This window comes from Streptomyces sp. NPDC048659, assembly GCF_040650575.1.
Classification (GTDB): Bacteria; Actinomycetota; Actinomycetes; order Streptomycetales; family Streptomycetaceae; genus Streptomyces.
The window spans coordinates 81,196-93,692 of sequence record NZ_JBEZHM010000002.1 but is presented as its reverse complement, the minus strand read 5'-3'; the positions used below and the strand labels follow the sequence as shown (position 1 = coordinate 93,692).

Here is a 12,497-nt window from a genome sequence, read left to right as displayed (position 1 = left end):
CCCAGGAGGGTCTGTTCGCCGACGCCTCGTCGGGCTCTACTGCGGCCATGACCGTCCTCTCGGAGAGCACTGCTCCCCCACCCGATGGCATCAATCCCTCCCGTGCCCGCGACGTCGTCCGGGCCCTCTACGGCCGGCCACCGCTCACTGCCGCTGCCCTCAGCGCACCCCTGCTGTGCCTGCCCGACGGTGATGAGGGCCAGGGGTCCCTGCCCGGATCCGTCCAGCTCTCCGACGTGCCCGCCACGGTGGCCCGTTGGGCGGAACTCGGCATCAACGGGACCAAGCTGTTCGCCTTCGGCCACGACCGCGACAACCGCGCCTCCGGGGCCGTCACCCTGGGCAACCGCATGATCCGCACCATCGAGGCCGTCAAGCAGACGGCCCCGAGAACGGCCGTGACGACCGAAGTATGCGGCTGCTCGTGGACGGACCACGGCCAGTGCGTGCTGCGCACGGACGCCGGAGAGATCGACCTGGAAGCGACCTACAACCTCATGGGCACCATGGCCGTGATGCACGCGGAGGCCGGCGCCGACGTCGTATCCCCCACCGCCATGCTCGACGGCTCGGTTGCGGCCGTCCGCCGGGCGCTCGACGACGAGGGGCACCGCGACGTCGGAGTGAACCCCAACCTCGCCATCCACACCACCCTGTACGGGCCGTTCAAGGCCCTCATGCGGACCGACCCCCGGGCCGGACATCGCCGCGGCCTCCAGCTCGAACCCGGCCGCGCGCAGCAGGACACGATCCTCCAGGCCCGCCGCTGGACCGCCGAGGGCGCGGACTCCCTCACCCTCCAGCCCGTCATGACGACCGGCGACGTCCTCGTACGCCTCCGCGACGACCAGCGCGTCCCGATCGTCGCCTACTCCACCTCCGGGGAGTGGGCGGCCCTCCAGGCGCTCGGCCCGGCCGGTATGACCGAGTACCTGGCCATGCTGGTGCGTTCCGGCGCCGACCAGGTCCTCACGTTCGCCGCCCAGACCGTGGCCGAGTACCTGGAGGCTTCCCGTGCGTGACGAGCCCTACCAGCGCCCGACGCAGCTGGACGCGATCCTCGCGGACGCGGCCCGAGCCGGGTTCGCCATGTCCTGCGAGGAGCGGACCGGGAGCCTCCTGGCCACCCTGGCCGCGTCCAAGCCGAACGGCCGCTTCCTGGAGCTCGGGACGGGCGTCGGGGCCGGCGCCGCGTGGCTGGCCGCCGGCATGACCGCCGGGGCCCGCCTCGTGACCGTGGAGGCGGACGCCGCCGTCCAGGACATCGCTCGCCGGCACCTGGCCGGCGACTCCCGGATCACGTTCATTCACGCGGACGCGGACGACTGGCTCACCCAGGAGTCCGGGTTGTTCGACTTCGCGTACGTCGATTGCAGGCCCGGGAAGTACCTCCGCCTGCCTGATCTCCTGGCCCTGCTCAAGCCCGGCGCCTTGTACGTCGTGGACGACATGCTGCCCCAGGCCACGTGGCCGCACGACCACCAGACCCGGGTCGACGAGTTCCTCGAACGGCTGTCCGACGTGGCCAACTTCCGTGCCACGCCCATGCGATGGGCCTCGGGGCTGGTGGTCTCCGCCCGGATCTGAGGGTCTATCGTGCCCGTATGTCCGCTGATCTGATTCGCATCGTCTCCCGCGATTCGCCCATGGCCCTTGCCCAGGTGGAGCGTGTCCGCGCCGAACTGGCCTCGCTCCACCCGGACGTGAAGACCACCGTTCTTCCGGTGAAGACCACGGGCGACAAGTGGATGGGCGACCTCTCCCAGGTCGAGGGGAAGGGCGCGTTCACGAAAGAGGTCGACGCCGCGCTGCTCGCGGGTGAGGCAGACCTCGCAGTGCACTGCGTGAAGGACGTCCCGGCCGACCGGCCGCTCCCGGCCGGGACCACCTTCGCCGCCTTCCTCGCACGCGACGACATCCGGGACGCCCTGATCCACCCCGGCGGCCTCACCCTGGACGAGCTGCCCGCCGGTACCCGTGTCGGGACGTCCTCGGTCCGCCGGATCGCCCAGCTCGCGGCCTCCCACCCTCACCTGGAGTGCGTCCCGATCCGCGGCAACGCGAACCGCCGCCTGGAGAAGCTGGAGGCGGGCGAGGCTGACGCGCTCCTCCTGGCCGTAGCCGGGCTGGAGCGCATCGGCCGGGCCGACGTCATCACCGAGCTCCTCTCGCCGGACGTGATGATGCCGCCGATCGGGGCCGGCGTCCTCGCGCTCCAGTGCCGCGAGGGCGACAAGGACCTCATCGACCTCGTCACCGACCTCGGCGACCGCGACACCTACCGGGCCACCCAGGCCGAGCGGATGCTCCTCCATGTCCTCCAAGGGCACTGCAACAGCCCGATCGCCGGGTACGCCCAGGTCGAGCGCGGCGGAGAGCTGTCGCTGCGGGCCACGGTGTTCTCGCCGGACGGCAAGGTCACGCTCAACGCGCACGAGTGGGCGGGCCGCCTCGACCCGGCCACGCTCGGCACCTCCGTGGCCGTCGCGCTTCTGCGGCAGGGCGCCCGGGACGTCATCGACGGCATCCCGCACTAGGACCTGTCGCACCTCCGCGGGGGGCAGCCACCCGGGGTCCCGGACAGCGCGACTGCCCCCTCGCCTCCAAGCGCGTCAAACCCTTCACCGAGGACGGGGCCCGGGATTACCACCCCCCGCCTACACCCTCGGCAGCGTCCTGATCGGCCGCACCACCAGCAGCGCCGTCACCACCAGCACCGCGATGCCCGCCCCGGCCAGCAGCACCTGTTCCGTGCCCACCACGGCCGCGACCGGGCCCGAGAGGGTGCGGCCGACGCCCATCATCAGCAGGGATCCGGCCACGTCGTACGCGTGCATCCGGTTCAGCGCGTCCTGCGGGACGTGTGTCTGGACCGCCGTGGACCACATCACCAGCCAGAAGGCGAAGGCCGCGCCGCCGATGAACTGCCCCGCGTACAGCAGCGGCACGGCCGCGTCCGTGCCGAGCAGCAGCAGGTTCACCGGCAGGCCCAGCAGCGCGACAGCGCCGGCCGCCAGCGGGCGGACCGGGCGCAGCCGCAGCGCGAGCAGCCCGCCGACCGCGCTGCCCGCCCCGTTGACCGCCATCAGCACGCCGTACGTCGCCGAGCCGTGCTGCCCGGTGACCAGGCTCGCGGTGAGCGGCACCATCGGACCCGCGACGGTCAGCCCGTACACGGTCCAGATGGCGATGACCCCCCACAGCCAGCTCCGCGAGCGGAACTCCCGCCAGCCGAGGCTGAGTTCGGAGAGGAGCGAGCCGCGCCGGACCCCGTCGGAGGGGACCGGCGCCAGCCGCATCAGGAGGAAGCAGACGGCGCTGACGGCGAAGACGGAGGCGTTCAGCGCGAAGGCCGCCCCCGCGTTCCAGAGCGCGACGAGCAGACCGGCGGCGGCCGGGCCCGCCATCGTCATCAGCGCCTCGACGACCCGCAGCACCGCGTTGGCCCGCTGCACGTCGGGCGCGATGCGCGGGATCGTGGAGGCGACACCCGGCTGGAACAGGGCGGCGCCGATGCCGCTGACGGCGGAGAGCGCGTAGACGGCCCACAGCGGCGGGCTGCCGAGCGCGAAGGTGACGGCGAGCAGGGCCGCGCCCGGCAGCCGGAGCAGGTCCGCGATGATCATCATGCGGCGCGCGGTGAAGCGGTCGGCGAGGACGCCGCCGAAGAGCACGAAGACGGCGAAGGAGGCGGTCCACAGGCCGAGCGCGTAGCCGACGGTGGAGCCTGGGTGGCCCGCGCCGATGAGCCCGGCGGCGAAGGCGACCGGGACCATGCCCTCGCCGAAGACGGCGACCGCGCGGGCGACGAAGAAGAGCCGGAAATTACGGTTCCAGAGGCCGGGAGGCTCGGTGGGGGCGGGCCCCCCGGCGGGTGCGGGCGGCTCGACGGGTGCGGGAATCCGCCCGGCGGCCTCAGACTTGTACGTGTTGTCCGTCACGAGTACACACACGTACCAGCGATTGGTCTGGACCACCACTGAATTTCGGAGGGCGAGCAGGGTTGAGCAGCACACGACCGCACCGGGTCGCCGTCCTGGCGCTGCCGGGACTGCTCCCGTTCGAGCTGGGCATCCCGCACCGCATCTTCGGCCGCGCCAAGGACCCCGCCGGGCGGCCCCTGTACACGATCGTCACCTGCGGCACGGCCGCCGGGCCGGTCCGCACGGACGCCGACTTCTCCATCCACGTGGAGCACGGCCCGGAGGCCCTGGGCACCGCCGACACGGTCGTCGTCCCCGCCTCGTACGAGCTCGGCCCGGTCTACGAGGAGGGCCGGCTGACCGAGGAGCTGGCGGCGGCCCTCGCGCACGTCCGGCCCGGCACCCGGCTCGTCTCCATCTGCACCGGCGGCTACGTGCTGGCCGCCGCGGGCTGGCTCGACGGGCGCCCGGCCACCACCCACTGGTCCTCCGCCGACCACTTCCAGCGGCTCTTCCCCCGGGTGCGGGTCGACGCGGACGTCCTCTTCGTCGACGACGGCGACGTGCTGACCTCCGCCGGGGTCGCCGCCGGGATCGACCTGTGCCTGCACATCGTGCGCCGCGACCACGGCACGGGCGTCGCCAACGACGTGGCCCGGCGCACGGTCGTGCCCCCGCACCGGGACGGCGGGCAGGCGCAGTACATCGCCCGCCCGCTGCCCGAGCCGGGGACCTCGACCACCACCGCGGCCCGCGCCTGGGCCCTGGCCCACCTCCACGAGCCGATCCAGCTCCGGGACCTGGCCGTGCGGGAGTCGACGAGCGTGCGGACCTTCACCCGCCGCTTCCGCGAGGAGGTCGGCGTCTCCCCCGGCCAGTGGCTCACCGGGCAGCGCGTGGAGCGCGCCCGCCACCTCCTGGAGTCCACCGACCTCCCGGTCGACCAGATAGCCCACGACGCGGGCTTCGGCACCCCGCAGTCGCTGCGGACGCACCTCCAGACCGCGATCGGCGTCACCCCGACCGCGTACCGCCGCACCTTCCGCACGGGTTAGCCCGTCGCCCCGCGGGTCAGAAGGTCAGCACCCCCCGCGCCACCTTCCCCCGCTCCGCGTCCTCCGCCGCCCGCGCGAACTCCTCCACCGGGTAGGTGGCGGTGACGAGCTCGTCGAGCAGCAGCCGGCCGGAGAGGTAGAGGTCGGCGTAGAGGGCGATGTCCTTCTGGGGGCGGGAGGAGCCGTAGCGGCAGCCCAGGATCGACTTGTCCAGGAACATCGCGGCGGGCAGGAAGGTCGCCTCGGACTTCGGGGCGGTCATGCCCAGCAGGATCGCCTGCCCGTGCCGGTCCAGCAGGTCGATCGCGGTGCGGACGAGCCCGGTGTGGCCCACGCACTCGAAGACGTGGTCGGCGCCGGTCGGCAGGATCTCCCGCACCGCGTCCGTCGAGGTGAGGAAGTGGGTGGCGCCGAAGTCCCGGGCCACCGGCTCCTTCGCCGGGTTGGTGTCCACGGCGACGATCGTCGTGGCGCCGGCGATCCGGGCGCCCTGGAGGACGTTGAGGCCGATGCCGCCGGTGCCGATGACCACGACGGTCTCGCCCCGGTCCACCCGGGCCCGGTTGAGCACGGCGCCGACGCCGGTCAGCACCCCGCAGCCCATGAGCGCGGCCGAGGTCAGCGGGATCTCCTTCGGGATCTTCACCGCCTGGACCGCCTTGACGACCGTCCGCTCCGCGAACGAGGAGTTCGAGGCGAACTGGAACAGCGGCTTCCCGTCCCGCGAGAACGGCTGCCCCGGCATCCCGATCGCCTTGCGGCACATCGTCGGGCGCCCCCGGTCGCAGTCGGCGCAGGCGCCGCAGTTGGCGAGGGTGGACAGGGCCACGTGGTCGCCCGGCACGACGTGCGTCACCCCGGGGCCGACCGCCGCCACCACCCCGGCGCCCTCGTGGCCGAGGACGACGGGCGCGGGGAAGGGGATCGTGCCGTCCACGACCGACAGGTCGCTGTGGCAGAGCCCGGCGGCGGCCACGGAGACCAGCACCTCGCCCGGCCCGGGATCGCGGACGGCCAGGTCGTCGACGACCTCGACCCGCTTCCCGTCGAACACCACGCCTCTCATGGTCAGCCCTCCTTGCGGGAGTTGGGCCGGTCTCCGGCCGCCGCCGCGCGCGCCATCTCCTCCAGCCGCTGGAGCATCGGCATCGGGTCGGTGCCCACCGTGCCGGGCAGGAAGTCCGCGATCCGCTCCGGGGTCCAGCCGCCGCCCTCCGCGTACCCGGCGCGCAGCTCGCGCGGCTGCGCCCAGACGGCGATCTTGGGGCCGGCGATCGTGTAGACCTGCCCGGTGATCCTCTCCGCCTTCGCCCGGTCGGAGAGCAGGTAGACGACGAGCGCGGCCACGTCCTCGGGCTCGCCGATCTCCTTGAGCTCCATCGGCACGTTGGCCGACATGCGGGTACGGGCGACGGGCGCGACCGCGTTGGCCGTGACGCCGTACTTGTGCAGCCCCAGCGCCGCCGAGCGGACCAGGGAGATGATGCCGCCCTTGGCCGCCGAGTAGTTGGCCTGCGCGACCGAGCCCTGGTGGTTGCCGCTGGTGAAGCCGACGAGGGTGCCCGAGCCCTGGCGGCGCATCACGGCGGAGGCGGCGCGGAAGACGGTGAAGGTGCCCTTGAGGTGGGTGGCGACGACGGGGTCCCACTCCTCCTCGGACATGTTGAACAGCATCCGCTCGCGCAGGATCCCGGCGACGCAGACCACCCCGTCGATCCGCCCGTACGTGGCGAGCGCCACGTCGACCACGCGCTGTCCGCCCGCCATGGTCGAGATGTCGTCGGCGACGGCCACCGCCGCGCCGCCCGCCGCCTCGATCTCCTTGACGACGGACTCGGCGATCTCGCTGGTCGGCTCGCCGCCCTCGATGGAGACCCCGTAGTCGTTGACGACCACCTGTGCGCCCTCCGCGGCGCAGGCGAGGGCGACCGCTCGGCCGATCCCCCGCCCCGCCCCCGTGACGGCGACGACCTTCCCTGCCAAGAAGTTCCCCACGTCCGGCCCCTTCCCGCGGTTTCTGACGGTCCGTTAGATTCGTTCGTCGTCAGGATTCTACGGCCCGTCAGATACCGGAAAACAAGACCCCGGAGGCCCGATGTCTTCGCCCAGCGCACTCCCGCCGGAGTTCCACGAGATCGCCAAGCGCGTCAACAACTGGGGACGCTGGGGGCGGGACGACGAGATCGGCACCCTCAACCTGATCACCGACGAGGTGGTCCGGGAGGCCGCCGCCACCGTCCGGGCCGGCCGCCGGATCCCGCTCGCCCTCCCGCTCCACCAGGACGGCGTGCAGACCGGCATGATCCCCGGCCGGGTCAACCCGCTGCACGTCATGGTCCAGATCAACCAGGAGCTCTTCGGCCCCGGCACCGTGGCCACCAGCGACGACGCCGTGACCCTCGGCCTCCAGGCCGGCACCCACTGGGACGCCCTCACCCACGTCTCCCACTCGGGCCGCATCTACAACGGGCGCCCCGCCGACACCATCACCCCCCACGGGCGCTCCCAGTACAGCGGCATCCACACCGCCCGGCACCTGGTGAGCCGCGGGGTGCTGCTCGACGTGGCCGCCGCCAAGGGGCTGGACCGGCTGCCCGGCGACCACGCCGTCACCCCCGAAGACCTGGACGAGGCGGCGGAGTTCGGCGGGGTGACCGTACGCGCGGGCGACATCGTGCTCGTACGCACCGGTCAGGTCCAGGCGTATCTCGCCGGGGACAAGCACGGCTACGCCTTCCCCTCGCCGGGCCTCTCCGTCCGGACGCCCGAGTGGTTCCACACCAGGGACGTGGCGGCGGTCGCCAACGACACGCTCACCTTCGAGATCTTCCCGCCGGAGATCGAGAACCTGTGGCTGCCCGTGCACGCGCTCGACCTGGTCGAGATGGGGATGCTCCAGGGCCAGAACTGGAATCTGGAGGAGTTGTCCACAGCCTGTGCACAAGAGCGGCGCTACGCGTTCCTGCTCTCCGCGATGCCCGAGCCCTTCGTGGGCGGCACCGGCACACCCGTGGCACCGGTGGCCGTGCTCTGAGCGGTGGCCGTGCGCTGCCTTGTGGCCGCGCCCTGAGCGGTGGCCGCGCCCTGAGCGGTGGCCGCGCTCTTAGCGGACCCCCGCGCGCGCGAGACGCCGCGGGGGACTCCGCCACCCGACACGACCCGCGCTCGTCGAGGGGCCACGCCCCTCGACTCCCCTCGCCGTACGGATCGCTCACCCAAGGGTGATCAATCCGGCACGAACCGTCAACAGTGCACCCGGGAGGGTGAAACGCCCGCGACGCGGCCGGCCGCCGGGGCCCGGTCCACCTCGCACCAGATGCTCTTGCCGGCGCCCTCGCGCTGCCAGCCCCACCGGTCGGCCAGGCCGTCCACCAGCTCCAGGCCGCGCCCGTTGGTGTCGTCGCCCTCCGCGTGCCGGGGCTTCGGCGGGCGGTCGCTCGCGTCGGCGACCTCGACCCGCACCCCCGCCCCGCCGAAGAGCATCCGCAGCACGGCCGGGCAGCCCGTGTGGACCACCGCGTTGGTCACGAGCTCGGAGATGAGCAGCAGCAGCGTGTCCGCCAGCGACTCGTCGTCCCCTATCCCCGACCCGGCCAGCCGCGAGCGCGCCCAGCGCCGGGCGCGCCCCACCTCGGCCGGATCCGGTCCGACCTCCAACTGAACCTGAAGCACCTGCACCGTTCACACCATCCGAACCGGCGTCCTCGACGACCTAACGGAACGTGATTCCCTTACGGAACAGCATGGTTGACGTACAGTCACCGCAACAAGCGCTTCGGGCATATTCCAGCGCGAAGGAGTACGCATGGTCCATACTGTGCGACGCACGTCGCGGGGAGTCGAACAGAGGCGCGTGCCACGGCGCCGCGGGGCGCGAGCGGCGGGCATTCCCGGCCCCGGGGCCGCCGCATCGGCGGCACCGGTGTGATCCGGGCTCACAAGCACTCGCATCCCACGGAGCGTACCGGAGCCGGAGGCCGACTCCGGCCCGTGACGGCCGCGCCGAAGGACACAACAAGGTATCGACGCTGGGTGACCCCCTCGCTACAGAACGCTCGCCACCAGCTCCTCCGCCGCCGCCCCCGACAGCCCCCGCCGGGACCGCACCCAGGCCCGCTTGAGGTGCAGGTGCACGTCCGCCTCCCAGGTGAAGCCCATGCCGCCGTGCACCTGGAGGCAGTCCCGGGCGCAGTCGGCCGCCGCCTCGTCGGCGAGCAGCCGGGCCCCGGCGATCTCGGCCGGGTCGGCGGTGACGGCCGCCGCGTAGACGGCGACGCGGGCGACCTCCGTTCGTACGAGCATCTGCGCGCACAGGTGCTTGACGGCCTGGAAGGCGCCGATCGGCTGCCCGAACTGCTCGCGGGTACGGGCGTACCCGACGGCGAGCTCGGTGGTCCGGGCGGCGGAGCCGAGCTGCTCGGCGGCGGTGAGCAGGGACGCCTCGTGGAGGCCGGCCGGGCCGGCGGGCGGCGGGGCGGCGGACAGGGCGGACGTGGGCGAGGCGGCGGGCACGCGGTGCAGCGGCGTCAGCGGATCCACGGAACGCAGGGGGACGGCGGCGAGGCCGCAGGGGCGGCCGGGGCTGTCCGGGCCGCCGGGGCCGCCAAGACCGCCAGGCCCGCCGAGGCCCCCGGGACCGCTGAGGCTGTCCGGGCTGCCGAGGCCGGCCTCCTCCCCCAGGGCCCCCAGGTCCCCCACGTCCGCCCCCTCCACCACGTCCGCCGCATCCAGCCACTCCACCAGCCCGCCCGCGCCGACGGTGGTCACGACCGTGTCGCCCTCCGCCGCCCCGGGCACCCGGCCCGCCGCCAGGTGGGTGGCGATCAGCGGGCCGGGCAGCAGGGCGCGCCCGGCCTCCTCGAACACCAGCACCGCCTCGGGCAGGCCGAGTCCGACGCCGCCCGCCGCCTCCGGCAGCCGCAGCGCGAAGAACCCGGCGGCGCCGAGCTCGCGCCACAGCTCCCGGTCGAGCACGCCCCCGGCGTCCACGGCCGCCCGCAGCGCGTCCCGGCCGAACCGCCCGTCGAGCAGCTCCCGTACGCCCCGCTTGAGCGCCCGCTGGTCCTCGGTGAGTCGGAAGTCCACGGTCGGCTTCACCGGCCCTTCGGGAGGCCGAGGATGCGCTCGGCGACGATGTTGCGCTGGATCTGCGAGGTGCCCGCGGCGATCGTGTACGAGAGCGAGGACAGCCGGTCCTGGTTCCACTCGCGGCCGAGGTCGAGCGCCTCGGGACCGAGGACCTCGGCGGCCGTGTCGTACAGCTCCTGGCGGGCGTGCGAGTAGCGCAGCTTGAAGACGGAGCCGCCGGTGCCGGGGACGCCGCCGCTCGCCTGGGCCTCGCTGACGTTCCACTGGGTGAGCCGCCACAGCGCCTGGAACTCGGCGCCGAGCCTGCCGAGCCTGCGGCGCAGCACCGGGTCGTCCCAGGTGCCGTTCTTCCGGGCGGTGCGGGCGAGCTCGCCGAGGACGCGGCGGCAGGCGACGACCTCGCCGACGAAGGCGGTGCCGCGCTCGAAGGAGAGGGTGACCATGGTGACGCGCCAGCCGTCGTTCTCGGCGCCGACCCGGTGGGAGACCGGGACCCGCACCTCGTCGAGGAAGACCTCGGCGAACTCGGTGGACCCGGCGAGCGTGCGCAGCGGCCGGACGGTGATGCCGGGCGCGTCCATGGGCATGGCGAGCCAGCTGATGCCCCGGTGCTTCGGCGCGTCGGGGTCGGTGCGGACGAGGAGTTCGCACCAGTCGGCGGCCTCGGCGTGCGAGGTCCAGATCTTCTGGCCGGTGACGACGTAGTGGTCGCCGTCGCGGACGGCGCGGGTGCGCAGGGCGGCGAGGTCGGAGCCGGCGCCCGGTTCGCTGAAGCCCTGGCACCAGACCTCGTCGCCGCGCAGCACGGGCTCCAGCCAGCGCTCGCGCTGCTCGGGGGTGCCCTCGGCGGCGATGGTGGGCCCGGCGTGCAGGAGCCCGACGAAGTTGGCGCCGACGTAGGGGGCGCCGGCCCGCTCGGTCTCCTCCAGGAAGATGAGCCGCTGGGTCGGCGAGGCGTCCCAGTGGACGTGCCCGTACCCGGCGTCGTAGAGGCGCCGCTGCCAGCCGCAGTCGTAGGCGCGCCGGGCGGGCCAGTCGAGCGGGTCGGGCTTCTCGGGGAGGCCGGGCAGCTCGGCGGCGAGCCAGGCCCGCAGCCGCGCCCGGAACTCCTCTTCCGCCTCCGTGTACGCCAGCTCCATCAGACGATTCCGAGGTCGAGCATCCGGATGGCGTTGCCGCGCATGAGCTTGTAGACGGTCTCGTCGTCGAGGCCCTTGACGTGGTCGAGGGCGACTTCCTTGGTGTGCGGGAAGGTGGAGTCGACGTGCGGGTAGTCGGTCTCGAAGGTGGCGTTGTCGCGGCCGACGACGTCGAGCGAGGCGATGCCGTGCTTGTCGCGGAAGAAGCAGCAGAAGATCTGCCGGTAGTAGTAGGTGGAGGGCGGCTCGGGGATCAGGTCGCGGACCCCGCCCCAGGCGCGGTGCTCCTCCCACACGTCGTCGGCGCGCTCCAGGGCGTACGGGATCCAGCCCATCTGGCCCTCGCTGTAGGCGAGCTTGAGGCGCGGGAACTTCACGAGGACGCCGGAGAAGAGGAAGTCCATCATCGAGGCCATCGCGTTGTTGAAGGAGAGCGACGCCTGGACGGCGGGCGGGGCGTCGGGCGAGGCGGCGGGCATCTGGGAGCTGGACCCGATGTGCATGTTGACCACCGTCCCGGTCTCCTGGCAGACGGCGAAGAAGGGGTCCCAGTAGCCGGAGTGGATGGACGGCAGTCCGAGGTGGGTGGGGATCTCCGAGAAGGTGACGGCCTTGACCCCGCGGGCGGCGTTGCGGCGGATCTCGGCGACGGCGAGGCCGATGTCCCAGAGCGGGATGATGCAGAGCGGGATCAGCCGGCCGCCGCTGTCGCCGCACCACTCCTCGACCATCCAGTCGTTGTAGGCGCGGACGCAGGCGAGGGCGACCTCCTTGTCCTTGGCCTCGGCGAAGGTCTGGCCGCAGAAGCGGGGGAAGGTGGGGAAGCAGAGGGACGCCTCGACGTGGTTGAGGTCCATGTCCGCGAGCCGCGCCTTGGGGTCCCAGCAGCCGCGCCGCATCTCCGCCCGGGTAATCCCCTCCAGCGTCATGTCGTCGCGGTCGAAGCCGACGGCGGCGATGTTGCGCTTGTACGGGAACCTGAGGTCCTCGTAGATCCACCAGTCGGTGGGCGGCCCGTCGGGGTCCATCGTGATCTGGTACTTGCCGCCGACATAGGCGAGCTCGCCGATCCCGGCGGTGAGGGCCCGCGGCCCCCGGTCCCGGTACTTGGCCGGCAGCCAGGTCTCGAAGAGGTGGGCCGGCTCGATCACGTGGTCGTCGACGCTGATGATGCGGGGCAGTTCCGTCATGGAGCCCTCTCCCATTTCTGATGACCCGTCAGATATCGCGCTCTCAAGCTAACGGGTTTCCCCAGGCATCGGAAGTGCTTCTCGGGCGTACACGACACCCGC

12 protein-coding genes are annotated in these 12,497 nt (G+C 73.0%); 5 read left to right on the top strand and 7 right to left on the bottom strand.

The window, feature by feature from the left end:
* Positions 1–47 precede the first annotated feature (47 nt).
* Genes AB0C99_RS02010 through hemC form a run of 3 tightly spaced genes read left to right on the top strand, consistent with a single transcriptional unit; the run spans position 48 to position 2,537 of the window.
* Positions 48–1,022, top strand: a complete 975-nt coding sequence (locus tag AB0C99_RS02010) for a hypothetical protein (RefSeq protein WP_362468251.1) — start codon at positions 48–50, stop codon at positions 1,020–1,022.
* Entirely contained in the window at positions 1,015–1,587 is a 573-nt protein-coding gene (locus AB0C99_RS02005) for a class I SAM-dependent methyltransferase (protein ID WP_362468250.1), read from the top strand. The genes AB0C99_RS02010 and AB0C99_RS02005 overlap by 8 nt, the downstream gene beginning before the upstream one ends.
* Before the next feature lie 17 nt (positions 1,588–1,604).
* Complete coding sequence (gene hemC / locus AB0C99_RS02000) at positions 1,605–2,537, top strand: hydroxymethylbilane synthase (protein WP_362468248.1); 933 nt, start codon at positions 1,605–1,607, stop codon at positions 2,535–2,537.
* 120 nt (positions 2,538–2,657) lie between these two features.
* On the opposite strand, the gene AB0C99_RS01995 is transcribed toward hemC, so the two are convergent.
* On the bottom strand, positions 2,658–3,902 hold the full coding sequence (locus AB0C99_RS01995) for an MFS transporter (RefSeq protein WP_362468641.1): 1,245 nt from the start codon (positions 3,900–3,902) through the stop codon (positions 2,658–2,660).
* 101 nt (positions 3,903–4,003) lie between these two features.
* On the opposite strand from AB0C99_RS01995, the gene AB0C99_RS01990 reads away from it, so the two are divergent.
* The gene (locus AB0C99_RS01990) at positions 4,004–4,978 is read left to right on the top strand and encodes a helix-turn-helix domain-containing protein (RefSeq protein WP_362468246.1); all 975 of its coding nucleotides are present in this window, start codon (positions 4,004–4,006) and stop codon (positions 4,976–4,978) included.
* A gap of 16 nt (positions 4,979–4,994) precedes the next feature.
* Here the strand turns inward: AB0C99_RS01990 and AB0C99_RS01985 are convergent, their stop codons facing one another.
* Together AB0C99_RS01985 and AB0C99_RS01980 are read right to left on the bottom strand one after the other, a co-directional pair.
* Entirely contained in the window at positions 4,995–6,044 is a 1,050-nt protein-coding gene (locus AB0C99_RS01985) for a Zn-dependent alcohol dehydrogenase (protein WP_362468244.1), read from the bottom strand.
* A gap of 2 nt (positions 6,045–6,046) precedes the next feature.
* Positions 6,047–6,973 (bottom strand): SDR family oxidoreductase, encoded by a 927-nt coding sequence (locus AB0C99_RS01980; RefSeq protein WP_362468242.1) that lies wholly within the window; start codon positions 6,971–6,973, stop codon positions 6,047–6,049.
* 100 nt (positions 6,974–7,073) lie between these two features.
* Here AB0C99_RS01980 and AB0C99_RS01975 point away from each other — a divergent pair, with 100 nt between their 5' ends.
* Complete coding sequence (locus AB0C99_RS01975; protein ID WP_362468240.1) at positions 7,074–8,012, top strand: cyclase family protein; 939 nt, start codon at positions 7,074–7,076, stop codon at positions 8,010–8,012.
* A gap of 209 nt (positions 8,013–8,221) precedes the next feature.
* On the opposite strand, the gene AB0C99_RS01970 is transcribed toward AB0C99_RS01975, so the two are convergent.
* The 4 genes from AB0C99_RS01970 to AB0C99_RS01955 all read right to left on the bottom strand — a co-directional run bounded on the left by AB0C99_RS01970 (position 8,222) and on the right by AB0C99_RS01955 (position 12,395).
* Positions 8,222–8,656 carry an ATP-binding protein gene (locus AB0C99_RS01970; RefSeq protein WP_362468238.1) on the bottom strand — a complete coding sequence of 145 codons (435 nt, stop codon included), beginning with the start codon at positions 8,654–8,656 and terminating at the stop codon, positions 8,222–8,224.
* A 366-nt stretch (positions 8,657–9,022) separates the two neighbouring features.
* Positions 9,023–10,063, bottom strand: coding sequence for an acyl-CoA dehydrogenase family protein (locus AB0C99_RS01965; RefSeq protein WP_362468236.1), 1,041 nt, complete (start codon positions 10,061–10,063; stop codon positions 9,023–9,025).
* Positions 10,064–10,071: 8 nt separating this feature from the next.
* The gene (locus AB0C99_RS01960; RefSeq protein ID WP_362468234.1) at positions 10,072–11,205 is read right to left on the bottom strand and encodes an acyl-CoA dehydrogenase; all 1,134 of its coding nucleotides are present in this window, start codon (positions 11,203–11,205) and stop codon (positions 10,072–10,074) included.
* Positions 11,205–12,395, bottom strand: coding sequence for an amidohydrolase family protein (locus tag AB0C99_RS01955; protein ID WP_362468233.1), 1,191 nt, complete (start codon positions 12,393–12,395; stop codon positions 11,205–11,207). Before AB0C99_RS01955 ends, AB0C99_RS01960 begins: the two co-directional genes overlap by 1 nt.
* Between the last annotated feature and the right edge of the window lie 102 nt (positions 12,396–12,497).